Raw genomic sequence first — 23,167 nt, forward strand, 5'->3', positions numbered from 1 at the left:
TCCGGAGTCCATGAATTATTATTTTCAGGAGCTTGCCCTTTAACTTGCTATACAGTTCAACAGATGCCCTGCCCTCAAAAATTACAGGATACGCGGCAGGGAAGTCTCAGAAAGTTCTTCATCAGACGCCACAGGAACCGGGAAGAGCGGCTTAATAAAGGAAATGACGCTCATATATTCTTCACTTTCTGGAAGACCTCTGCCTCTTTCCGGCCTGCTTTTCCAGCCCAGGAAATAGCACACATCGGACACTCAGGTCCGAAACCCGCAGCGTTGTATCCGGTCATTCCGCCTGCAGTGTTATTCACCCTGGAAAATCCGTGTTTTTTGAGAATGCTGCACCCCATACCTGACCTGTGGCCTGTGCTGCAAATTACTGCATATTCGGCTTCAGGGTCAAGTTCCATGTGCCTTTCCCTCAGTTCCTGAACCGGAATATTTACTGCATGTTCTATATGGAAACTCTCATACTCGGAAGGAACCCTGACATCTAAAATTACAGGAGGGTTTTTACTTCGGACCCCTTCATAGAGCTCAGGAATCGATAGCTGTGGCACATGGGCGGCCCTTAATCCGGCAGTTACCCAGGCAAACATTTCCCCTGACAGAAAACCGACAATACTGTCAAGCCCAACCCTGCACAGCCAGACCGCAGATTTCCTTGCATTTTCCTCACTATCTGAGACGAGCAGGATCTGCTTATCCGGAGGCAGGAGCCAGCCTGCGTAGGTAGCAAAGTTGCTCCGGAGGTCGATACACCAGGAACCGGGGACATGCTCTCCTCCGAAACTTTCGTAATGGCGGGTGTCAAGAATTGCTGTATCCTCCCTTCCGGCAAATTTGAAAAACTCCCCCGGGGGGATCTCCCTGAGAGGCGGAATTTCTTTGAGTTTTGTGGGCCCTTTCCGGTTGACTTCGGTGCAACGGCTAAAATGGTCCGGCGCGGGAGGCATATTTGTTGTAAGGTTTTCTATGAACCCTTCCCTATCAGGGATCCGGAGAGCATAGTTGTATTTGCGTTCATATCCGATTGTACTCGAACGTTTGGCTCCCATAGCCCTTCCGCAGAGAGAGCCTTCCCCATGTGCAGGATAGACCTCACAGGAGTCGGGAAGGGAAAGCAGTTTTTTGTGCAGGCTGTCGTAAAGCATGGAAGCCAGTTCCCTGGCTTTTCCGGGGAAAAGGTCTGGTCTGCCCACATCCCCGACAAAAAGTGCATCCCCGCAAAAAACAGCAGCCGGATCAGGACCTCGGGAAGTATCCGAAACCACATAGCAGATGTGTTCAGGGGTATGCCCCGGCGTTTCCAGTATCCTTACAATCGTGTCCTCGATTTCAAAAGTATTCCCTTCAATGAGCCCTACATGTTCAAACTCACAGTTAGCAGCTTTCGGGGCGTAGATAGGTGCTCCCGTAAGCTCAGCAAGATCCATATGCCCGGAGACAAAATCTGCGTGCAGATGGGTCTCCAGGATGTGAGTAATTTTCAGGCCCCTGGATTTTGCCTCTTTGATATAGACATCCATATCCCTTTGCGGGTCAATGACCGCACAGCTTTGCTTCCCTGCAAGAATATATGAACTGTGTGCTATGCCCCTCACAAAAAATGGAGTTATTTGCATACAATTTTCCCCCATAGACAGGTCGGCAACGTACCGAAAATTCTGTAAAATATGATTGCCTCCGTATCATAAAAGATTATCTTTTAGATCAGGAAGGTGGAATTCTCCAGTTTCTTTTAGATCAGGAAGGTGAAATTCTCCAGATAATTACGTGATTTTTCAGGAGAGATCCTATTTCAGGTATTTTTCCGAACCTTTTTTTCTGAACATTTCTTCCTGAAAGTTTATGCCCATTTGAAGAGAAACAATACTAAACTTTGCTAAATATATTTTTGAATCCGCTTCAAGTTAGATTGAACAGGATTTGGACCCATATTTAATCTAGGGGGTGTCAGGCACAATGTTATTGATGGATATCGTAACCTGGGAGCCGAAAGACTCTGAAAAGGTCAAGAACTGCTACATGAACTACGAATACCCGAAGGGCTTGAAAGTAATCGACGAGTGGGTAGACCTTACAGGCTACCGCATGTTCCTGATTTATGAGGCTGACGGCGAGAAGGCTTATGCGGCTGCAAACCTTCCATTTATAGGGCTCTGCAGGTTCGAGACCTTCCCGGTCATGAAGGCAGAAAAGTACATGCAGATGGCCCAGGAACTTGCTGAAAAATCGGGAGGGAAAGGGGTTGAAGCTGCGGCACTGGGGAAAGGAGCCGCAGGAGAAGAAATCCTGACTCAAATAGAGAACCTTGAAAAAAGAATCTACCGCCTGGAACACCACTCTTTTATCCAGCAAGAAGACACGACCTGAACCCCCTGATGCGTAATCAGGGAAGGGGGTCATATTTCAAGAGCTGGGCATCAAAGGGGTGGAGAGGAGAGTAAGTCAACTCTCTCAAGCTTATTTTTCAAGCGCATCTTCGAATTTTTCCGCACCCATCCTGTAAATGTGCCAGCCGTCAACAGGCCCGGCCCCAAAGTATTCGTAGAACTCCCTTGCAGGGTTCCAGTCAAGCACTGTCCACTCCATTCTCCCGCAGTTCCTTTCTTTTGCAAGCTTTACGCAGTGCAGAAACATTGCTTTTCCGATTCCTTTTCCCCGGAACTCGGGTTTCACAAAAATATCTTCAATATAGAGCCCCTGCTTTCCTACAAAGGTGGAGAAGTTGTGGAAAAAGACCGTAAAACCCGCAGGCACCCCATCGAGTTCGGCAAAGAAAACTTCGGCATAGGGCCTTTCCCCGAACAGGGACTCTGTCAGGGTCTCTTCGGTGGCTGTGACAAGGTAGGAGAGATTTTCGAACTCGGCAATCCCTTTGATGAATTCAAGAATTAGAGAGGCGTCCTCTTTTTGTGCAGTGCGGATATTCAAACCGGGTTTTATCTCAGTTTCAGCCATTTTTATTCCTTCCATTTTAGTACTTTTTTTAAATTGATAAGTTAACATAATACTAATAAGTTTGAAGCGGTTCATGTACTCGATTTCACTATTCAGGGGCCGTAAGTCCTGTTAGATTGAAGATAGTATTTTAATGTAATTTGTAGAAGTAAGTGTAAATATAGAAGCAAGCCTCATCCATTTAAATTCTAATGGATAAACGATTATTTAGCAAAATTTGATTATTTGGAGATTAATTAACTGGCCGTACATGGTTTTTGTCAATTCAAATAAATTTAAAGCCAAATCAGAGTCTTGTTTAAAATGCTTTGTCAAGAAGATTTCAAACCGGTCACTCTTGCCGACAGGGGATTTTTCGAGCGTCATTACGCGCTTTACCCGCAAACCCATAGCGGCAACACGTTCACGAATATGGTCTGCTGGAACCATTTTACACCGTACAGGTACACGTACGTGAACGGAAATGTGATTATTTCGTGCACCACCGAAGGAGTTACCCGGTTCCACCCGCCGATCGGCCCCCGGGACCCTGCTCTTATGCGTGCGCTTATACGGCTGGCACTGGATGTGAGCGACGATACTCCCCTCGTGCTCATCGATCCGGATACTGCGAGGTGGATACAGGAGCTTGACCCCGGGCTTGTGCTGGTGCCGGACCGGAACAACTTCGAGTATGTGTACAGAGCTGCCGACCTTGCTGAACTCCCGGGAAAGAAATACCTCAAAATCCGCAGCCATCTCAACAGGTTCCGGAAAAATTGCCTGAACACTGTCGAGCCGATAACATCCCAAAACCTGGAAGAGGTGATGGAATTCCTGAAAAAGTGGTGTGAGTGGAAGGGGTGCAAGAAAAATATCGTCCTTGCCAACGAAATAGAGGCAGCCCTCTATGCAGTAGAGCATTTCTCCGAACTTCCCCTGAGGGGCCTTTTGATCCGGGTCGATTCAGAAATCGGCGCCATCTCCCTCTTTGAGCGTCTCAACGCGGATACGGCGCTCATCCATTTCGAGAAAGGGCTGCCAGACTGCGAAGGGATCTATAAGGCTATCAATGAGGAAACTGCAGCGGTTCTTGCTGGCGAGGTGGAGTACATCAACAGGGAGAGCGACCTCGGCGTCGGCGGCCTCAGAGAAGCAAAAATGCGATACTACCCGCACCACATGGTCGAAGTATATTCGCTCAAACGTTGAGCTACCCGAGTTTCGCTTCCCGAGTTTCGCTTTCCGAGTTTCGCTTCCCGAGTTTCGCTTCGGGAGCACGAGGTCTGTTTCGCTTCGCTCAAGCAGACTAATTTCTGGTTATATCAGTGAGCTTTGCTCAAGAGGACTAATTTAGAGAGCTTTCTGACCTATAAAGCATCATTCGCTGTTTTGAGTCGTTTTTGTCACGCTCGACGAAGGAGAGCGGTCTTACGAAAAAAGAAGAAGAAACGAAAAAAGAAGAAACAAAAAAACACACATGAATTCTTTGAATAACAGGCACCGATTATTAAATAAGTTGAAAGTGCTTTAATGCCAAAGAAGAGAAAAGCTGCAAAGTAAAACCGGCAGAAAAATCGGTATCTGAATCTATTAACCGATTCAGATACATCAAAAGTTAAAGCAAGTTAAAATTAAAGAGCCCGATGCCTCAATATTTTCTGCACCGGCCTTTTATAAAAATAACTGAAATTCCCGGAAGGGCGAGTTTTTCCAGGATCAGGTCCGAAAGTTCTGAACCGGGAGTCAGCTTTTCTCCTTCCTTTCCCATCTCCTTTCCCATCTCCTTTCCTATCTCCTTTACTGTCTCCTTTCCGGTCTCCTGCCTGGTATTACTTTTGCTTTCTTTTTCTCCGTCTCCGTCTTCTATTCCTTCTTCTCCATCTAAATCAAAAAAAGACACATCAGGCACTATCGCTTCTACCACTTTCCTGAGTTCAGGGACTTTCTGCCCTCCGGTCATGGCTGCGACTTCGTTCTGGAGCACAAGCACAAGCACTTCATAACCTTCACTTGCGGCATTTAAGAGCCCGAGGATGCCGGAATGCGCAAGGGCAAAGTCTCCGATTACGGCTATGCCTTTTTTCTCAAAGCCGCAAGCAACCGAGATTGCCGAGCCCAGGGCAAAGCTGACATCAACTGCAGCAAGGGGATCAGGTGCGCTCCTAACAGAACATCCCATGTCTCCGGCGATCTGAATGTCAGGTATGCGGAGGAAATTGTAGAGAGGGAGATAGGGGCAGTCTTCGCAGATTGAAGCCCTGCCTTTCTTTCTGGATTCAATAAGTTTGAAATCCGCAGGTCTTGAAACCTTTTCTTCTTCGATATGCTCAAGGGCAAACTTGATATCTTCAGGCATTATTTGCCCGTATGGGAGGTGTCCCGTCTTTTTGCCGCAGACATTGCCTGAAATCCGGATCTGCTCTTCTATGAAGGGTTCTGACTCTTCAGCTACCAGTACTCTCCGGTTATTTTTAAGGAAATTTCCGATTTTCTGCAGAGGAAGGGGATTTACAAGGTTGAGGACAAGATGAGAAACTCCGGGATAGCAGCCTGATTTTTTCAGCGTATCTTCCACAATTGAAGCCGCAAAACCCGAGGAGATAATTCCAATCCATTCGACTCCTTTAATCTGTTCGACTCCTTTAATCCGTTCGACTCCTTTCTGTTCAGAAGTCTGTGCTTCCGCTTCGATCTCTTGAGTTCCTTCTTTAATTTCGTTAAGGTCAGTCTTTTCGGCTTCTGCTTCAAGTACCGGATAAACTTTAGAATGGAAATGCTGGTGTTTTTCCACCATCCGGAGTCCCCAGATAGAACGGTCAAACCCGGGGTGGACAGTTGAAGACGCAGGAAGGCGCCGGACTTTTCCTTTACTCTTCTCCAGACCTGCGGTTACCCTTAGAATTACCGGAACACGGGTTTCTTCAGAAAGTTCGTAAGCCCTTCTGAGAGTTCTGTACGCAGCATAAGGATCAACTGGATCAAATACTGCAACTTCAGCTATCCTGCCATACCAGCGGGAGTCCTGCTCATTCTGAGAACCTTTTACACCCGGGTCGTCTCCTGCAATGATTACCAGACCTGCGCCTATAGTGTGCGTAACCGAGGTTATAAGGGGGTCGGAAAGCAGATTCATCCCAACGTGTTTTACAAGCACAAGAGCCCTTTTGCCTGAAACCGACGCTCCGAGTGCTATTTCCAGCGCAACTTTCTCGTTTGTAAGCCATCTGGCTCTATAAGTTGGACTGTGTGCGTTGGTTGATGGGTTATCTGTTTTCAAAAAAAGTTCCATCAGGGAGGTAACAGGATATCCGGGGACTCCTGTTATAAGTGTAACATCACTGTCAATGGCTGCAAGATAAAGGGCTTCAAACCCGTTACATAGTGCTGCTTCTTCTTTCAAGTTGGCCCCCCGTCCGGGAATTATAGGAGTTTCGGTAGATTCCGGTACCGTTTAATCAGTTTTTAATTAGTTTTTAATTAGTTTTTTCCAGGCTCATTGGCTTTATCTCGGTTCCAGGGACAATAGATTCTTCGGGTCTTCCGAACCAGGGCAGGGAGGCAAGAGCACCTATTACCCCGTTGCCGTCAAGCAGGACTTCCACATTATTTTCTTCAGCGCAGCGCAGGGTGTCTGCCTTCGAGACCCTTTCGGTCCGGCAGCGGTTGCTGTATGAATAAAGCCCTTTTGCATAAAAATCAGATAGTACTACAAGCCCTGTTTCTCTGGACGCGCTGTATTTTTCAAGGGCTTTTTTAAAAGAGTCTACGAGCTTTGACTTCGCTTTTTCGTCCACACAGCCGAATTCCAGGACCGTTGACATGCAGTTCTGGGTCTTTTCCGGGACAGGGAAGAGCTGGACAAGGGCATGGGATAGGTAAACGGCTTCCTGGCAGTCCAGTTCCTTTGCGATGTTGTGGGTCAGGGTCCAGGTGGCTCCGATATCCTTTGAATCGGTGTCATCTATGCCTATAAGGACGCGGTCCCTGCGGGGAACCACAACTGCCCCCTTAGCACAGCGCTCTCCTCCGGATTCGGAAATCCTGTAGCTCAGAACTCCGTCTGCAAGCGCTCTGCAGCGGGTTGCACCAACACCTCCGCCTCCCAGCCCTGCATAAGTGATCTCCACTTCGTCCCCCTGCACGATCACGGATTCTATGCCTGCGGCTGCAACCGAGGGTTTGAGTTCGAGTTTTGAGGTCCCGGTTTTCATAAAATAGCGGATCATATTTCCCGTTGAACGGGCTTTCAGGATAAGAGGAGCTTTTGCATAATGGTAAAGGGACCAGGCTGCCCCGCTATAGCAGTTGGAGTGTTCAATTATCTCCGCATACTCGTTTTTCGCGTCACAGACCGCATAAATGCCCCGGTAAGGCACAGTATAGGGGTCGTCTAGAGTAATTTCCTCAGTCTGTCTGTTATCCAGTGCACAGGCGTTTATATGTTTTGTAATGCCGAAGACCTCCTTTTTACGGGGGATAGAAAGTGGGAGGATTAATTTGTTTGATCGAAATGCCCATTTCCTGTAGATATATATAGGTATCGTAGGTTTAGCAAGTTGAATAAGATAGATGTTTGCCGGGTAAACCGGAGTCGAATATAAACATCTAACAATACAAGTATCTAACTGTATAATCTCAACTACAATGAATTTTTCAATAATTTCCTGCCAGCACCATATTGGCCCGGTCAATTAAGGCTTTCATTTGAGAGGCAACACCAGCAGAATAATACTGGAAAACCAGGAATAATTCCATCTGAAACCGCCATTTTTGCAAAAAACTCATTAAAAAAAATCATCTGTAATGACACATTGTTTTTTGTTTTTACCTTACAAAGCCCTCATCTTTGAGGCTCACGTACCTGCCGTCTCCTATGATTATGTGGTCAAGGATGTCGATCCCAAGGAGCTTTCCTCCTTCAACAAGTTTTTCAGTAACCATTATGTCCTCCCTGCTCGGGCTGGGGTCTCCTGAGGGATGGTTATGGACCATGATCACCGATGCTGAAGATTCAAGAAGAGCCAACTTAAAAACCTCACGCGGGTGCACGATGCTGGCGTTCAGGCTGCCTATGGATACTACTTCTTCTTTAAGGATCTGGTTTTTTGTATCAAGATACAGTGTTATAAATTTTTCTTTTTTTTGTTCGCGCATTTTGGGATACATCAGGGTATAGACGTCCTTTGGAGAACCAATTTTCCTTTTTGGCTCTTCCACAAAAGTCTCAAGCCGCCTTGCAAGTTCGAAAACTGCAGCTATCTGGGTAGCCTTTGCTTTTCCAATCCCATTGACCTGTGTAAGCTTTGAAACATTTGCAAGGCTGAGTTGTTTGATGCTGTATTCCGATAATATCCGGTTGCACAGGCTGACAACATTCTCTTCCCTTGACCCTGTCCTCAGGACTATCCCCAGCAGTTCGGCGTTTGAAAGGGACTCCGGCCCGTTCTTAATGAGCCGCTCCCTGGGACGCTCTTCCTCAGGAATGTCATGAATCCTTATTTTTGTAACTTCCATATTCCATCCCCCCTCTTCCATCCTGACCGAACAGGTACTCATTACTGGCACTCCTGCTGTATACAGAACGACTAAACTGTGCAGAGCACTAAACTGTGCAGAGCATTAAACTGTGCAGAGCATTAAACTGTGCCCTTATGGGCAGTAACTGTTCGGGCTGACAGTAAGTTATATTAGTAACAGTTATTATTGACCGTTTTAATATTTGAATCTTTTCGGATATAGGCCAGTTTGTCTAAAAAAACAAATGTGTATTAGTAATTGGGAGCGCGTGAATAATCTCTCGACATTCAAATGGTTATTTTTAAACCGATACGGTGAAAAGATGCCGACCCTTACTTATACCGGTAAGTCCATAAGGCTCTTTGATGAAGGTCATTTCTGTTGTAGGGTATAAGAAATCGGGTAAGACAGCCCTTGTTTCAGCCCTGGTCCGGGAACTTTCCGGGTTTGGGGCAGTAGGTACTGTAAAGCACATGGGAGAACAGCGCCTCAACCCCGGGGAAACCGATACTGGCAGACACTTTGATGCTGGGGCTGACACGGTAATAGGAATTACAGGCTCTGAACTTGTCAGTTTTTCCAGAGACTCCGACCTTGAAGATGCCCTTGATATGCTCTGCGACCGGGGGCTTGATTTTGCGGTTGTGGAAGGGTTTAAGGAAAGCAATCTCCCTAAATTCATACTTGGCGACCTTGAAGGCGTCTCCAACGTCGTTATGAGACTTCCGGAAAACTCCGATATTCATGAGGAACTTAGAGCCTCTCTGGTCGGAATGGCCCTTGCCCAGCCTGACCGCTACACCCTGGACGCGCTTATCAAGAAAGCCAGGAAAAATCCGTCCATCCGGAAAGCAGGAGCAATCGGCACATTTACCGGCATCGTCCGCGAGCTTGCAGGAGAGGAGAAGACAGCCCGGCTCGAGTTTGAGAAATACGAACCCGAAGCCTCAAAGGCCCTGGACAAAATCCGTGATGAAATAAAGCAAAAAGAAGGCATCCTCGAAGTCCTGATCCACCACAAAACCGGCGTCATCGAAGCCGGAGAAGACATAGTCTACATCGTGATCGCATCCGCCCACAGGACCGAACTTTTCCCGGCCCTCAGCGAAGCCATCGAGCGGGTAAAAGCCGAAGCTCCGATCTGGAAAAAAGAGTTCACAGAAAAAGAAGAGTTCTGGGTCCACGACCGGGAACACGCCTGAATGCAAAAAATATATAAAAAAAGAAAAAGCAGAAAAAAGAAGAAGAAAAGAAGAGCCGATTAAAAACGAGAAGCTAAGAGCAACAAAAACCGGGACGGAAATTGAATGAGCGGAAAAACAGAACTTAAACCGGGGAGAACAAAAACCAGAAGTGCAATCGTCCTTGCAGGCGGAAGGGGACGCCGGATGGGTATGGTCGAAAAAGCCCTCCTCGAATTTGAAGGAAAAACCATCCTCGAACGCCTGCTTGAAAACCTCTTCCGGGTTGTGGACGAGGTAATCCTCTCGGTCCGAGACAGTGCTCAGAAAGAAAAACTCCTCCCTGTGCTTGAAAAATTCCCTTCCCGTGAAATCCGTTTCTGTTTTGATTCCAAAGAGGATGCCGGTCCCCTTGAAGGCATCCGGGCAGGGCTGCTTGAATCATGGTCAGAGTACTCTTTTGTCTGCGCCGGAGATATGCCCTTTGTAAATGTAAGGGTTGTAGACCTGCTGTTTGAAAAAGCAGAAGGTAATGATGCTGCTCTCCCGAAGTGGGAGGAGGAGAGAATGTATGAGCCTCTGCATGCAGTTTATTCCAGAAAACTGATTCCTGAAATCAAAAAAGCCTTTGAAAGAGGTAAACATTCAGTGCTTGCGCCGGTTTTTGAAATGCAGGATGTTGTTTTTGTTGAGGTTTCGGAAATTCGGGAATTTGATCCTGAATTGAGGACTTTTGCGAATATTAATACGGTTGAAGATCTTGAGAATATGATCGGATCTGCGATGGAAAAAGTGAAATTGTAATAAAATCCCAGTTAACCGTTGTTGATATGTTTTTTCTTGCTGAAATAACCTGGCCAGCATCTCACACTGTTCATTTCCCGTGCTTTGCGCAGCTTTGCCCTTTATTACGTCTTTGTCATGTTTTTTTGAGAAAGCCGGTCGCCTTCGACGACCGGTGAGTGCCCGGGGTTTTTCGAGCCTATTCACTCCGGTGGTTCTGGCTGAATGAAGTAAAAAATGGATTCTTATTTTTATGCTGACATTTTCACTTAATTTCTTTACTGGTGGGCATCCTCTATCTCAAACTTTACATTGCGCTTTTCAAGTTCTTTTATAATCTCTTCCATAAACACACCCGGTCCCGGGGCGTGGCTGTGGTGGAATTCTTTTACTTTTCCGGGCTCGCCGCCGACGCTTGTGATTTCCACGGCGCAGGAGGGGCTTTTCGGGATGCCGATTATCCTGACGTTTGTGCCGTTTGTTGCGAGGTCTTCGAGGAGATCGGCAAGGGGAGTGAAGATTTTCCGGCAGAAGCGCCTGTAGGAGGGGTGTTCGAGCTGGTCTTTCGTGATTTCCCGGCGCCTCATTCCGAAGTACATGGCTTCGGGGCAGGGGAGCTGGATCACGTTCATTCCTTTTGCGTCAACAGGGGTAGCCGGTTTTACGCCTTTGATCCTTGCAAGGGGGTTAAGCAGACAGTGGCCAACGACAACAACTTCATCCATGGTGTCGCTTGTTTCGGATTTTCCGTGGACAGGTGAAATTTCGTAATATTCCAGTTTTTTCATATAATCACTTACTGCGTTTGTTTATTTAGTTTTTTCCTGAATAAGAGATTATATATTTATCTTCTGCATATGTATCCGAAAATGGTATCTGTAAGCCTTCATACCAGCCCGATTTTTACAATAAGTAAAAGCGGAATTCCAGGAGGCAGGCAGGAACACTGCCTTTATAAGCGGAAGGTCATTTCACATGCATGAAGATTTTGGAACAACACTTAATAGAGGCTTCAAGACCTGGACCAGGAATTTAAACATTTGTATTCCATTTATCCTTAATTTTTTTGTTAGTTTAATTGTTTATGTCTTTTTCTTTGGTTTAATGGGTTTCCTGCTCTTTGCCTCAAGCACAGGAAGCATAGCTGACCCTTCTACTCTCCCTCCCGCAGAACTTTATAAAATGCTCTGGGAAGGATTTAGGGACAACATGGCAGTCTCGGTGCTGGCAATTATCGTTTTTTCCCTGCTTGGCATGTTCTTACAGGCATTTTTCACAGCAGGGGCAATCGGGATGGCAAAAAAGGCTTCTGAGACCGGAGATACCGTACTATCCGATATGTTCAGGTCCGGTTCGAAAAACGCTTTCAGGCTTTTCCTCACAAGCCTGCTGGTCACCCTGATGCTTCTTGCGGGCATTGTATTCATAGTGCCTGGAGCCCTTACAATCGGGGACCTGAGCGGTCTGATAATGAATCCGGAAGCAGTTGTGGAAGGTATGGGAGCACTCGCGATAGGAATACTTGTCTGGGGAATCTATAGCCTGACCATAAATATCGTACTTTCCCTTGCCCCTTACGCCCTCGTGATCGACGAACTTGATCCTCTTGACGCTCTAAAAACAGGATACAGGTTTTTCAAGAAGAATAAACTCGATGTTTTCTTAATCTGGATAATTACCGTCGGGCTGGCTTTAGCCAATGGTCTTGTCGGGGAGCTTCTGGGTTCGGAAAACACTCTGATCTCAGGAATTACATATATCATCCCACTGCTCGTACTGCAGCCGCTTACTGCTGTCCTGTGGACACGCCTTTACCTGGCCGGGGAGGAAAGGGAGCTTTATAATCATTATGACCTGCTTTCCGATCCGGATGGGTTCTAAAAGGCTCCTGAAATCCACACTTTTTTCGATTTTTTTCTCTCCTATTTTCTTTTTTATTTATTCTGCTGCCTATATTTTCTGCTTTCTTTTCTGCGTTCTTTTCTGCTTTCTTTTCTTTTCTGCTTTTATTCAGGTCCTGCCGAGCAGTTTACACGCCTGGCAGAGATCTTCGGTGCAGGTATCCCCGCAGATCCTGCACTTATCGATTTTTGCAGGAGGGAGCTCCTTTGCAAGGGCTCCTACGAGTTTGTCAAAGCCGCGGAGAAGGGAATACTTGGTGCCGGGATGGTTTTTCTCAAAGCTGTTTAACAGTTCCCTGATTTCCCCTCGAAGGGCTTCTCCTGCATACGGGCACTCGCTGAAATCCACAGGCAGGGAGTTTATCAGGGCATAGAGTGCCACTTCCTTTTCAGGAATATTCCGCAGGGGTTTTGCCCTCATTACGAGCCCTTCGATTGCTGCAGAAGGAGCAAGCCTGACCATTCGTTCCATATCTCCCCTGAAGTGGTTGAGGAGAATGGTCTGGGCTTCATCGTCCAGGTTGTGCCCTGTTACCAGTTTCGTTGCCCCTATTTCAAGCGCTGCCCTGTTAAGGACGCTTTTCCTGAGAACTCCACAGTAGCTGCATGTACCTTTTTCCCGATCCATTACAGCCAGTTCGTCCATTGTAACCCCATGTTCGTCTTTAAAAGACTTTATGATGTGCCGGACTCCGAGCGTTTCTGTAAGCTGCTTTGCAAGTTCAAGGGAGTGGGGACGATATCCGTGTATGCCCTCGTCGACTGAAACTGCCACAATCTGAATATCAGGCCTATCCCCCAGAATCTTATGCATTATATAGAGAGCAACTGAGCTGTCCTTTCCCCCGCTCAGAGCAACGGCTATTACATCATTTTTCTTGATGTTGTACTCTTTCCGGATTGTCAGCTTGATTTTCCTTTCAACGTCCTCTATAAAATGTCTTTTGCAGAGATGCATACCGGAGTATTTTTGAAAAATAACAGCTTCATGGTTACATTTTTTACATTTAATTGTCATTTGAAATCCTTTTGAAATCCTTTTTTTCTACTTATGAATAATCTGGAAAAAACGGGAAATACATATGTACAGGGCACATTTATAAGTAGTCGCATGTATTTAGAGGGATTTAGAGAGATTTAAAAGTATTTAGAGGGATTTAGAGAGATTTAAGAGTATTTAGGGAGATTTAGGGGGATTTAGGGAGATTTAAGAATATTTAGGGGGATTTAAGAGTATTTAGAGATATTTAGGAGCATTTTAAATAATTTTTCGTTGACATGAAGAATTTTAATTGTGACAGGCTGCTTTAGGAAAGGGACACCTCGTATATATGGTTTTTTACGTGCCTTTTGGAGAAGCCTGAGTATTTTTTATCTGCCTCAGAAAGCTTCATCAACTTAATTCCTAAACTATGTTTCCAAAAGGTATATCCTTTTCAGCAATCAAACCTTACTTATTACTCAGTATTCAAATAATTACAGGGGAAATAGGAAAGGGGGCTTCTTTATAATAAGAATCATTCCGGCAGAAACCAGGCATCTTGAGGATTCCGGATGGCTGAAGAGTTACATGCTTTTTTCTTTTTCAAATTATTATGATCCGGATAATGTCCGGTTCGGAAGCCTGCGCGTTTTTAATGATGACACTGTGCAGCAAGGCAAAGGTTTTTCAACTCACCCGCACTCCGAGATGGAAATTATATCGGTTGTGCTTGAAGGGGAGATAACGCATGAAGACAATATGGGGAATAAAGGAGTCCTTGGGAAAGGAGAGGTGCAGTGCATTACCGCAGGTACCGGAATACAGCATTCTGAGCTGAACACAGGAAAGGAACCTCTACATTTTTACAAGATCTGGATTTTACCCTCAGGAAGCCGCCTTGAGCCTGCATACTCGCAGAAAAAATTCGAGGAATCGGAGTGGAAAAACCAGTTACTTCCCCTTGCTTCAGGTCAGGGTTTTGAGCACGCCCTGAAGATAAATGCCGATGCAACAATTTTCCGATCCTGTCTCGAAAAGGGGAACATTATCCACTTTAATTCACAGGAGAAACGCTGCATTTTTATTTACATTTCAGCCGGTGAGCTCTCTGTCAATGGCCAGAGGATAGGACAGGGAGATCAGGCTCGCATTGACCTGGAACAGGCTATCCATATGGAAGCTGTTTCTTCCGGCACGCCTGCAGAATTTTTCCTTATTGATGTTCCCCGGCAAGGGTCCAAAAAACAGGCAAAAAGGTGAAAGCAGCTGAAAAAAGAGATTCTTTCAGGTAAAGAGAAGCACTCTCTGGAACAGCGGCATGAATCGAAGCCGGATAAGTTCTTTTGAGTAAGAGAAAATATCATAGAACAAAAAATAGATCGGAAAAATCCTGGGAATAAAGCAAAAAGACCGAAAAGAGGGGATGAGAAGAGGCATAATCAACTGGGAAGGGGAAGTGACAAAAAAGAGAAACTGCCTGGGAGAGGTAGTGATATTATAGAGGATCATCCAGGCAGGGGAGAGTCAGGAGAGGCAGAGGTAATCAGAGAGGGAGATAAAAGAAAACAAAAAGAAGACTGACCTAAAGATGTAAAGATTGAAAGATCGAGGCTGAAGAGTGAGGAAATGCCCGAAAGCAAAAATCATGGGATGTGGTTACGGAGCAAGCCGTACATCTGGAAATAGAAAGAGGATTTACTTCACAGTCAGAATAACAGAGTGGGATAGTTTAGAAAACAGAGTGGGATAGTTTAGAAAACAGGGTGAAGTGAGAGGTAAAAATAGTTTTGGAGAGGGATTTGCCTCTCACTTCTCCGTTGCTTCTGATATCTGCGGGGGCCGGTTGAGGAATGGCGAACCCCATCCGGCTTCCGGCTGTGAAACCTCTCCCGGCGTCGGCGACTGAGGAATGGCAAAAAACCTCGATCGTCACCTCATACGGGCAGGGTTCCGGGTTGCGCATAACAGGATTGAGGAATGGCGAACCTCATTTGTCCTGATCTGCTGTTTTTTGCTAAATGCTCTCATGAACCCCATTCAATATTAGCATTTAGAACTACATGTTATAGTATAACTGTTAGATATAAAACATAAGTGGAAATGATTTTTCTTTTTCTTTGATGTAATAAAGCACCTTCAAAATTTTCAAGTGGCTGATCGCATCGGTAAACTAAAATTGTTTGCGCTGGCAAATCCTATTATTTATATCTTCCGCCGGAGAGCCATCCGTCCAGTAAAAGGGCATTATTATAAAGGAAACCTATTTATAATATTAAATCCAAAATTTCTGATCTTAAATTGAAATTTTGATCAAGTTTACTTAAGTTATTTTTTCGGTTTCTTCTTTCATCTCTTTCTTATGTTCTATGTTTCTCATTCTCTGTTCAATCTCTTTCTATTTATTAGTTCTGTTCTCTTACAATTTATTTATTCTGATTTCTTCGCGGTATGAATATGTATATCAGTTTCAAATAAACCGTTTCAGACTTTAAATATACATTCTCTGAAACAAAATATATTCCGTAGCAAGATTAAGTATTAATAGTAAGTGTATAAACTCTTCTAAGAAGTTGATTGGATTTTAAAGAGATTATTTTCTGGGGTGCCTGCTGAGTGGAAGAAGTTTCTTTATTCTTGCTCCTTTGTTCTGTTCTTGCAGGCTATCTGCTTGGCATATTTTCAGGGCTTTTGCCTGGCATACATACAAATAATTTTGCACTTGCGCTTGTAGCTCTTGCGCCTTTTCTGGCTGAGAAAGGAATTGCCCCTTTTTACATTGCCCTTATAATCCTCTCAAACGCTGTCTCACATACGTTTCATGACATTATCCCGTCTGTGTTTTTAGGAGCACCTGACGGAGACACAGCGCTTGCAGTCCTCCCGGGACACAGGCTTTTACTTGAAGGCGCAGGTGCAGAAGCGGTACGTCTCTCTGCCCTCGGAAGTGCAGGCTCGGTGGTTGCATCCATGCTCTTTGTATTGCCTTTTTCTCTTTTCTTCGGAGCTATTTACCCTTACCTGCAAGAGTATATGGCATGGGTTCTGCTCACGATTGTATTTATCATGCTTGCGAGCGAGAAAGGCGAGGAAGTAGAGGGGCAGGGTCCACTTGCAAAATACAGGTCCAAAGCTTTTGCCCTCTTCCTGTTTTTGATCACAGGAGCTCTTGGGCTTTTTGCATTTTCCAGAGAAAGCCTGCTGGTTCCCTTCATAAGCCTTGGGCAGGCATCCGTGCTCCTCCCTCTCCTCAGCGGACTTTTCGGGGCATCCCAGCTCATTATAAGCCTTCTCACAAGCTCCGAGATTCCCAAAGAATCCGTCTCAAGATTTGAACTTTCTCGAAAAAGGATCCTGAGAGGAGTATTTACTGGCAGCACTGCAGGTTCCCTTGTAGCCTGGCTGCCCGGAGTTTCTTCTGCTATTGCTGCCCTTCTGGCAGGGCTCTTTGTAAGGTCTGACTTCGACAGAAGGTCCATAAATAAAGAAACTTCCGAACCTGTGCCCGGAGGACAAAAATCCTCTCTTTTTTCCGACCCCTATGCAGATCGCCAAACTCTTGAAAGCTCAAAGGAGTTCATTGTCTCGGTTTCCGGAGTAAATACTTCAAATGCTATTTTCGGGCTGGTAGCCCTCCTGGTTATAGGAAAGACCCGAAGCGGTGCAATGGCTGCTGTGAATGAAATCCTGGGTATCGGGTCACTTGGTTTTCAGGTAATACTGCTCTTTTTTACCGCTATCCTCCTTACCTCCCTGTTTTCGTATTTTTCCACAGTCTGGATAGGGAATAACGCCCACCATATGCTTCAAAAACTTGACTACACAAAACTCTGTGCCGGTGTCCTTGCAGGGCTTGCAATAACGGTCTTTCTTTTTACAGGGTTTTTCGGGCTCTTCCTCTTTGTAATTTCTACCCCCATAGGCATGCTCCCGTCTTTTATGAAAGTAAGGAAATCCCATGCAATGGGCGTTATTTTATTGCCTGTAATCCTTTACTTCTTTTAAGATATCCGTGTTCTCTTAATTGTATTACCAATAAGTTCGGACATTGTTTCTTACCTGGCAGCAGACCGGCCACAACCTGTGTGGCAGAAAAAGAGAAAGCCGGATGATCCGTTTTCTGGACCGGGTTGTTTCCGTATAAATCATTCAGGGTATGGATGACTCATGCGGTGAAATTGACGAACTTCCTTAAAATTAAAGAACTTCCTTAAAATTCTCGCTCATGTGTAAAATATAAAACTTAAAATGTATTGGGTTGAAATTGTAAAGAGAATAAAACAAATGGGTTAAGTACTAATTGAAGCGTAGAACGTGAAAAAGAGAATATAGAACCGCAGAAAGTGGAAAAGTCGAAAGCAAACAGCTAAATATCAATAATAAACCACAGTTGAAAACTGATTGAAAACTGAAGACCAATTCGCATTTACTATAAAAATAACAAATTTAAAGGGGTTTACAGCACTATGGATGCACAACTTGAAAAGCGTTTAGTGGAGCTCAGAGCAGAATATGAATCCGGGCAGAAAATCCTCACAGATATTGATTTAAAGCTTACAGAACTCGAAAACAGGAAGAACACCCTGGGCGAAACCCTTCTCAAAATCAGTGGAGCAATCGACTTGCTTGAAGAAGTGCTCGGAGAAAGCGAAGGTGCGCAGGGACCGGAAATAAAAACCAGTCCCGGAACTTTTACAGGAAATGTGGAGGTTCCCAATGTTATAAGGCAGCCCCTTGAAAACGCCAGAAAAACTCTGGAAGAGGCAGGGCTTTCAGCAGGAGAGGTCGTTGAAAAGAAAGAGGTTTTACCTATAGGAATTATGGCAGGGGAAGTGCTCAGGCAGGAACCACAACCAGGGACAAAACTGCCACCAGGATCAGCCGTAAAGCTGGTTGTTGCATCTAAAGGTAAGTCTTTGCCCTCCCTTGACAGAAAATCGGTATGCAGCTATATTTCCGACAACGATTAAGAAAAGGGTAAGAAGGGCTTTAAGATGGAAGTTAATCCCTCCAGAACAGAGAATTATCTGAGCGAACTCAGAGAACATTCCAGAGCAGCGATTTCAGCTTTCAACACCCTTGAGCGTTCAGAAAGTCTCTTATCCTTGAGACTCTGTCTGCAGAAGTTTTTGAAGGAAGCAGAAGACATCTCAAAGGTCCTCTGGAGCAGCAATAATAAAAAGATCAGGAAATATCTGAGATCAGTACTTTATATTAAAAACGATTCTCCCTTTTACCCTGCGGCCTTCTCAGGACTGGAAACAGTGTTTAAAGAAATGGAACGTACACTGGAAGGTAAAAGAATAGAAGGGGACAGTAAAAGAATAGAAGGAGAAAGTAAAAGAATAGAAGGAAATTTCCTGGAAGAAAAACCCAGCCAGCAGGAGCCAGCGGTTTTTTCATACGATCCCGGAACAAAAACCTTGACGGTTGAGGAAAAAAAGTACGAACTCCTCCCCCTTTTTCTGGCTGTAAGGGACCTTTATGCTTCCCTCCCTTTCTTCGACGAACTTCAGGCCTGTACTGAGATGCTTGAAAAGGACTCTCAGAACGCCACAGCGCTCTTTCAGAAAGCCATACTGCTCTATAAGGCAAGAAGGTTTGAAGCTGCCCTGCAGCTTACAGAGCAGGTGCTTGAAATAGTCCCTGATGACTTCAGGGTCTGGTACAACAGGGGGGTAATCCTCTCGGAAATGGGGCGGCTTGAAGAAGCAATAGGTGCTTATGACATGGTAATTGAGCTTGAACCGGCTTTTGAAATTGCATGGGACAATAAAGGAGTTATTCTTGCCAGGCTTGGCAGACTTGAAGAAGCGCTTGAAGGCTACGAAAAAGTGCTCAAGAGAAAACCCGAATATGCCGAAGCCTGGGCAGGAAAAGGCTCAATCCTTTCTGCACTTGACCGGAAAGAAGAAGCCCTTGAAGCATACAGTTCAGCCCTCAAAATCAGGCCTGATTACCTGGAAGCCCTGAAATGTATCAGCAGCCTGTTTTCCAGGCTGGGCAGGTTTGAGGAGGCTCTGGCAGCATACGATACGGCTCTTCAGTCTACCCCGGAAGATCCCGGCCTCTGGGCAGGCAGGGGACTTGTCCTTTTAGAAATGAACAAACAAGAAGAAGCCCTGAAAAGCTGCAACAGAGCCCTCGAATTGAAACCGGGCTTTGTTCCTGCTCTTGAAATCAAGATCGAAATCCTTTCGAGAATCAGCCGGCAAAAAGCCAGTGACTCTTGATAACTTTTTTCTGCATAAACTTATGTCTTGCTTTGTATCCAGTAAAATTCGAATCAGAAAAGGTATATCTCATTGAAAACGAAAGTGCTCAATACCAGTTTAACCCTGATTCCATACATAAGATGGAAAAAATAAGGATGGGACATGATTCCGAAAGGGGCCCGAATAAATCTTAATCTGAAAACGGAGGATTCCGAAATGGCAGAGGAAAAAAATACCACCGAAAGCGCTAAGATGAAGCAAAAGGAGCTGGAAGCGGCAGGAAAAACCGAAGAAACCGAGGACCCCAGGCAGCTCCTTATCACAGCAGGCAAAGTTGAGAATTATGAAGACAAACTCAGGCTCTATGATCAAGCCTTAAATCTGGACCCTATGTACCTTGATGCCTGGCTCCAGAAAGGTTTTGTCCTGGATAGGATAGGGAGGTCTGAGGAAGCTCTGACCTGTTACAATAGGGCTCTTGAAATCGATCCCGATCACCTGGGAATAAAGTGCCTCAAGGGTTTTGCCTACAATAACTTGAAGGATTTTGAAAAAGCCATAGAGTGTTATGACGAAGTCCTTAAGGTCAACTCCGAAGATGTTTTTTCCTGGTACCAGAAAGGCTCGGTCCTGGAAAATCTTGGAAGATACGGAGAGGCTATGAAATCTTATGAAAGAGCTCTGGAAATAGACCCTACTGATGTCCTTATCAGGGAGAAACAGATGAGGCTTCTGGGGCTTATTTATAAAAAAGGAACTCTAACAGATTCCCCGGACAGCAATTTTAACTGAGCCTGAAAAATATAAAAAAATTGCATGAAAAAATTTGAGAAAATTAGGAAAAATTTGAGAAAATTAGGAAAAATTTGAGAAAATTAGGAAAATTAGGAAAATTAGGAAAATTGGGTAAAAAAAGTGTAGAGGGCTGTTTTTCAGCCTTTACTTTTTACTTGCCTCGTCTTCCTTCCTTATCTCTTCAACGGTTTCCATTAGTTTTTCTTTGATTTTCACTATGGCATTAACAGCTTCGCCGCCTGCTTCAATCGGAGCCCTTTTTTCCAGATCAGCCTGCATTAACTGCTGGTCAAAGGGAATTTCCCCCAGTACCGGGATGCCCAGCTCTTCAAGCCTGGAGTTGACTTTTCCGGCGCCTCCTTTGTTAATTACGGCAGCAATATGTTTTATCCCGATCTCGGAAGAGAGTTTTTTTATCCGTTCGGCTGTTTCAAGGGACCTGGCTCCCGGCTCCACCACTACAATCATAAGGTCCATCCCGCGCGTGGTGCCTCTTCCCAGGTGCTCGATTCCGGCTTCCATATCCAGGATAACTGCACTCTTTTCCTTAAGCATCAGGTGCCTGAGGAGAGCCCTGAGGAAAGCTGATGCCGGACACATGCACCCGCTTCCTCCCTTATCCACAGTACCCATAACAAGCATCCTGACTCCATCAGGCCCTATTACTCCGTATTTGCCTGCAATGTCGTCCACTTTCGGGTTATAGATAAAAGCCCCGCCTTCGGTACCTGCCCTTTCCTGGATAAGGTCTTTGAAATCAGTGAGGGGCTTTGGGGGGTTTTCTATCCCCAGGGAAGATGCCAGGTTCATATCCGGGTCTGCATCTATTGCCAGGACTTCGTATCCGTCCCTTGCAAACAGTCTTGCCAGAGTACCTGAGAGAGTAGTTTTTCCAACGCCGCCTTTTCCGGTAATTGCTATTTTTATTTTAATTCCCCCTGAAACTTTGGTTCTAAATGAAACTTTGGTTCTAAATGAAACTTTGGTTCTAAATGAAACTTAATAAGACTATAAATTAAACTTAATAAGATTATAAATCAAACGTAATAATTTTCTACTCGGATATAACCATCAAACTGTTTATACTTACTCATTTATACCGGCTTTTTCCGAAGCAATTTGCATGAGGTATTTTTCTATATGATTCCCCTGCTTTTTAGAAAAACCCGAATCCCTGGCAAGCCAGTCGAGTACCTTCTGTACTCCTGTCCCGTACTGCATTGCTTTTTTCTCTTTCCAGAGAACTTCCGGAGAGACCAGGCCTTCTGCCGCCTTCCTGAGAATATATTTTCGTGTATAGAGGCCATCTTTTTTCAGGACCTTAAGCTCCGGACTTATTGCAAGCCCTGTTTTAATTACTTCTTTATCCAGGAAGGGCACCCTGAGTTCCACGGAATTGGCCATTGTAACCATATCATCTCTTTCAAGGTTAATTGTTGAGATGCTTTCAAGGTCAGAATAGATCTCCCTGTCAAGTACATCAGGGCCCTGCTCGAGAAACCCTTCATGCCTCCTGTACCCTCCAAAGAGCTCATCTGCACCCTGCCCGGTCAGAAGGACCCGTTTCCCATCTTCTCTTGCAGTTTTTGCAACTATGTAAAGAGGAAGCCCTATTGCAACCGTCATCGGATCAGTAGATCCGGTTGCATAAATTACCTGAGGGACTGCAGCTTCTATTTCTTCGGGCGAAAGGAAATGAACTTTCAGGTTTCTCTTCATACCGATAGCCTCAGCTGCGCTCTCTGCCTGGGCAACGTCATGGGAATCCGGAAGCCCAACCGCATAAAGGGGAATATCAGGATCAATGCGCTTTGCAAGGGCTGCTAAAAAGGTGCTGTCAATTCCTCCTGAAAATGCAATTCCGGCAGTTGGAGTAAGCCTGAGTTCCACAGCCTTTTCAAGGGCTGCCTTCAGGTGAAATAAAGCCTCTTTTTCGGCGTAGATCCTCTTTTCAGGCGATTTTGTCTTCAGGTATCCTTCCGGGGTTTTTTCTGTGATTTTCCCGTTTTCGGTATTGAAACCCAGAATCCCTCCCTGAGGAAAGGGCCTTGCTTTTCTGCCAATAAAAGCAAGGGCTTTTTTTTCAGAGGCAAAGGCTATTTCCGGCTTTTCTGCCTCTTTTCCAGAACAGTAAAAGAGAGGCTTTACTCCCGACGGGTCCCTGGCAAGTACAAGTTCTCCTCCGCAGGCATATGCAAGGGCATAGTCCCCATTAACTTTAGAAAGTGCGGAAAAGACAGCGTTAATCGGCGTGCTCCCCTCCTTTACCCCTGTTTCTATAAGTGAAAAAAGCAGTTCGGTATCAGAATCTGTTTTTAGCCCTATTTCAGCTGCAAGCTCACGAAAATTGAATATCTCCCCATTGAGTACGAGAGCTCCTATCCCTGTGAGAGGCTGGGGCATATCTCCTGTTATTTTAAGCAGGGTATTTCCTATGCTCAGGTCTCCCGCCGTATAGATTCCGCAGGCATCAGGTCCCCTGTGTCCCAGGGCTGCAAGCATTTTCTTTACATCTATATTACTATCAGGGGTTCCGAACAAACCTGCTATTCCACACATGATTACACCTTTTTTTCTGTCCTTTATATCCGGTATACACGAGCGCAGCCCTGTATTTATTATTTTGCCATCTCAGCAGTGCATCACCATACAGTCTAAGACGGGGTGCTGCCCGGAAAGCAGATAGGTCCGGAAAAATGTGCTGACAATGCAGATTAAAAACATTGATCAAAAAATACTGATCAAAAAATGTGGTGGTCCCTGATTAATTGGTTGATCTATTCCGGAATCCGGGAGAGAATTTTTCAGTATTCTCTTCCTGCGCTGCACGAGACCCGGGCCGGCCTGCCAGGT

At 45.3% G+C, this 23,167-nt stretch carries 20 protein-coding genes; 11 read left to right on the top strand and 9 right to left on the bottom strand.

From position 1 onward, the window contains the following. Window positions 1-170 precede the first annotated feature (170 nt). Window positions 171-1,622 carry a rhodanese-like domain-containing protein gene (locus EO93_RS15590; protein ID WP_048163496.1) on the bottom strand — a complete coding sequence of 484 codons (1,452 nt, stop codon included), beginning with the start codon at window positions 1,620-1,622 and terminating at the stop codon, window positions 171-173. 340 nt (window positions 1,623-1,962) lie between these two features. Between EO93_RS15590 and EO93_RS15595 the strand changes: the two genes are divergently transcribed. Continuing rightward, complete coding sequence (locus tag EO93_RS15595) at window positions 1,963-2,373, top strand: DUF3303 domain-containing protein (RefSeq protein WP_048163497.1); 411 nt, start codon at window positions 1,963-1,965, stop codon at window positions 2,371-2,373. Between the two features lie 90 nt (window positions 2,374-2,463). On the opposite strand, the gene EO93_RS15600 is transcribed toward EO93_RS15595, so the two are convergent. Then, a complete protein-coding gene (locus tag EO93_RS15600; RefSeq protein ID WP_048163499.1) occupies window positions 2,464-2,961 on the bottom strand; it encodes a GNAT family N-acetyltransferase in 498 nt (165 codons plus the stop codon). 411 nt (window positions 2,962-3,372) lie between these two features. On the opposite strand from EO93_RS15600, the gene EO93_RS15605 reads away from it, so the two are divergent. Beyond that, complete coding sequence (locus tag EO93_RS15605) at window positions 3,373-4,152, top strand: DUF2156 domain-containing protein (RefSeq protein WP_235284306.1); 780 nt, start codon at window positions 3,373-3,375, stop codon at window positions 4,150-4,152. Between the two features lie 439 nt (window positions 4,153-4,591). Here the strand turns inward: EO93_RS15605 and EO93_RS15610 are convergent, their stop codons facing one another. The 3 genes from EO93_RS15610 to radC all read right to left on the bottom strand — a co-directional run bounded on the left by EO93_RS15610 (window position 4,592) and on the right by radC (window position 8,457). Beyond that, the gene (locus tag EO93_RS15610; RefSeq protein WP_048163502.1) at window positions 4,592-6,343 is read right to left on the bottom strand and encodes an indolepyruvate ferredoxin oxidoreductase subunit alpha; all 1,752 of its coding nucleotides are present in this window, start codon (window positions 6,341-6,343) and stop codon (window positions 4,592-4,594) included. A gap of 73 nt (window positions 6,344-6,416) precedes the next feature. Beyond that, window positions 6,417-7,382 (bottom strand): methanogenesis marker protein 11, encoded by a 966-nt coding sequence (mmp11, locus tag EO93_RS15615; RefSeq protein WP_369793106.1) that lies wholly within the window; start codon window positions 7,380-7,382, stop codon window positions 6,417-6,419. 385 nt (window positions 7,383-7,767) lie between these two features. Continuing rightward, on the bottom strand, window positions 7,768-8,457 hold the full coding sequence (radC, locus tag EO93_RS15620) for a DNA repair protein RadC (protein ID WP_048163534.1): 690 nt from the start codon (window positions 8,455-8,457) through the stop codon (window positions 7,768-7,770). A gap of 368 nt (window positions 8,458-8,825) precedes the next feature. On the opposite strand from radC, the gene EO93_RS15625 reads away from it, so the two are divergent. Together EO93_RS15625 and EO93_RS15630 are read left to right on the top strand one after the other, a co-directional pair. Continuing rightward, window positions 8,826-9,662, top strand: coding sequence for a molybdopterin synthase (locus EO93_RS15625; protein WP_048163503.1), 837 nt, complete (start codon window positions 8,826-8,828; stop codon window positions 9,660-9,662). 105 nt (window positions 9,663-9,767) lie between these two features. After that, window positions 9,768-10,445: a molybdenum cofactor guanylyltransferase gene (locus EO93_RS15630; RefSeq protein WP_048163505.1), complete on the top strand. Its 678-nt coding sequence runs from the start codon at window positions 9,768-9,770 to the stop codon at window positions 10,443-10,445. 257 nt (window positions 10,446-10,702) lie between these two features. Here the strand turns inward: EO93_RS15630 and EO93_RS15635 are convergent, their stop codons facing one another. Further along, window positions 10,703-11,212 carry a hypothetical protein gene (locus EO93_RS15635; RefSeq protein ID WP_052734240.1) on the bottom strand — a complete coding sequence of 170 codons (510 nt, stop codon included), beginning with the start codon at window positions 11,210-11,212 and terminating at the stop codon, window positions 10,703-10,705. A 187-nt stretch (window positions 11,213-11,399) separates the two neighbouring features. Between EO93_RS15635 and EO93_RS15640 the strand changes: the two genes are divergently transcribed. Further along, on the top strand, window positions 11,400-12,305 hold the full coding sequence (locus EO93_RS15640; RefSeq protein ID WP_048132317.1) for a hypothetical protein: 906 nt from the start codon (window positions 11,400-11,402) through the stop codon (window positions 12,303-12,305). A 129-nt stretch (window positions 12,306-12,434) separates the two neighbouring features. On the opposite strand, the gene EO93_RS15645 is transcribed toward EO93_RS15640, so the two are convergent. After that, a complete protein-coding gene (locus tag EO93_RS15645; protein ID WP_048163507.1) occupies window positions 12,435-13,343 on the bottom strand; it encodes a TIGR00269 family protein in 909 nt (302 codons plus the stop codon). 552 nt (window positions 13,344-13,895) lie between these two features. Here EO93_RS15645 and EO93_RS15650 point away from each other — a divergent pair. The 6 genes from EO93_RS15650 (at window position 13,896) to EO93_RS15675 (ending at window position 20,311) form a co-directional block, all read left to right on the top strand. Beyond that, window positions 13,896-14,567, top strand: a complete 672-nt coding sequence (locus tag EO93_RS15650; protein ID WP_052735485.1) for a pirin-like bicupin family protein — start codon at window positions 13,896-13,898, stop codon at window positions 14,565-14,567. A gap of 508 nt (window positions 14,568-15,075) precedes the next feature. Next, a complete protein-coding gene (locus EO93_RS17700) occupies window positions 15,076-15,213 on the top strand; it encodes a hypothetical protein (RefSeq protein ID WP_156161356.1) in 138 nt (45 codons plus the stop codon). A 707-nt stretch (window positions 15,214-15,920) separates the two neighbouring features. Beyond that, entirely contained in the window at window positions 15,921-17,309 is a 1,389-nt protein-coding gene (locus EO93_RS15660) for a tripartite tricarboxylate transporter permease (protein WP_048163510.1), read from the top strand. 461 nt (window positions 17,310-17,770) lie between these two features. Further along, on the top strand, window positions 17,771-18,274 hold the full coding sequence (locus EO93_RS15665; protein WP_048163511.1) for a PASTA domain-containing protein: 504 nt from the start codon (window positions 17,771-17,773) through the stop codon (window positions 18,272-18,274). A gap of 24 nt (window positions 18,275-18,298) precedes the next feature. Then, the gene (locus tag EO93_RS15670; protein ID WP_048163513.1) at window positions 18,299-19,537 is read left to right on the top strand and encodes a tetratricopeptide repeat protein; all 1,239 of its coding nucleotides are present in this window, start codon (window positions 18,299-18,301) and stop codon (window positions 19,535-19,537) included. 198 nt (window positions 19,538-19,735) lie between these two features. Then, complete coding sequence (locus EO93_RS15675; RefSeq protein WP_048132342.1) at window positions 19,736-20,311, top strand: tetratricopeptide repeat protein; 576 nt, start codon at window positions 19,736-19,738, stop codon at window positions 20,309-20,311. 147 nt (window positions 20,312-20,458) lie between these two features. On the opposite strand, the gene EO93_RS15680 is transcribed toward EO93_RS15675, so the two are convergent. Both EO93_RS15680 and EO93_RS15685 read right to left on the bottom strand, forming a co-directional pair. After that, window positions 20,459-21,247, bottom strand: coding sequence for an AAA family ATPase (locus EO93_RS15680; RefSeq protein ID WP_082107690.1), 789 nt, complete (start codon window positions 21,245-21,247; stop codon window positions 20,459-20,461). Between the two features lie 153 nt (window positions 21,248-21,400). After that, window positions 21,401-22,873: an asparagine synthetase B gene (locus EO93_RS15685; RefSeq protein WP_048163517.1), complete on the bottom strand. Its 1,473-nt coding sequence runs from the start codon at window positions 22,871-22,873 to the stop codon at window positions 21,401-21,403. Between the last annotated feature and the right edge of the window lie 294 nt (window positions 22,874-23,167).

Source organism: Methanosarcina sp. 1.H.A.2.2 (assembly GCF_000979975.1).
GTDB lineage: Archaea > Halobacteriota > Methanosarcinia > Methanosarcinales > Methanosarcinaceae > Methanosarcina.

Bases quoted from the DNA above. Each gene is read 5' to 3' on its own strand.
- EO93_RS15590 (WP_048163496.1), bottom strand. From the start codon at position 1,622: ATGCAAATAACTCCATTTTTTGTGAGGGGCATAGCACACAGTTCATAT.
- EO93_RS15595 (WP_048163497.1), top strand. From the start codon at position 1,963: ATGTTATTGATGGATATCGTAACCTGGGAGCCGAAAGACTCTGAAAAG.
- EO93_RS15600 (WP_048163499.1), bottom strand. From the start codon at position 2,961: ATGGCTGAAACTGAGATAAAACCCGGTTTGAATATCCGCACTGCACAA.
- EO93_RS15605 (WP_235284306.1), top strand. From the start codon at position 3,373: ATGGTCTGCTGGAACCATTTTACACCGTACAGGTACACGTACGTGAAC.
- radC (WP_048163534.1), bottom strand. From the start codon at position 8,457: ATGGAAGTTACAAAAATAAGGATTCATGACATTCCTGAGGAAGAGCGT.
- EO93_RS15625 (WP_048163503.1), top strand. From the start codon at position 8,826: ATGAAGGTCATTTCTGTTGTAGGGTATAAGAAATCGGGTAAGACAGCC.
- EO93_RS15630 (WP_048163505.1), top strand. From the start codon at position 9,768: ATGAGCGGAAAAACAGAACTTAAACCGGGGAGAACAAAAACCAGAAGT.
- EO93_RS15635 (WP_052734240.1), bottom strand. From the start codon at position 11,212: ATGAAAAAACTGGAATATTACGAAATTTCACCTGTCCACGGAAAATCC.
- EO93_RS15640 (WP_048132317.1), top strand. From the start codon at position 11,400: ATGCATGAAGATTTTGGAACAACACTTAATAGAGGCTTCAAGACCTGG.
- EO93_RS15645 (WP_048163507.1), bottom strand. From the start codon at position 13,343: ATGACAATTAAATGTAAAAAATGTAACCATGAAGCTGTTATTTTTCAA.
- EO93_RS15650 (WP_052735485.1), top strand. From the start codon at position 13,896: ATGCTTTTTTCTTTTTCAAATTATTATGATCCGGATAATGTCCGGTTC.
- EO93_RS15665 (WP_048163511.1), top strand. From the start codon at position 17,771: ATGGATGCACAACTTGAAAAGCGTTTAGTGGAGCTCAGAGCAGAATAT.
- EO93_RS15670 (WP_048163513.1), top strand. From the start codon at position 18,299: ATGGAAGTTAATCCCTCCAGAACAGAGAATTATCTGAGCGAACTCAGA.
- EO93_RS15675 (WP_048132342.1), top strand. From the start codon at position 19,736: ATGGCAGAGGAAAAAAATACCACCGAAAGCGCTAAGATGAAGCAAAAG.
- EO93_RS15685 (WP_048163517.1), bottom strand. From the start codon at position 22,873: ATGTGTGGAATAGCAGGTTTGTTCGGAACCCCTGATAGTAATATAGAT.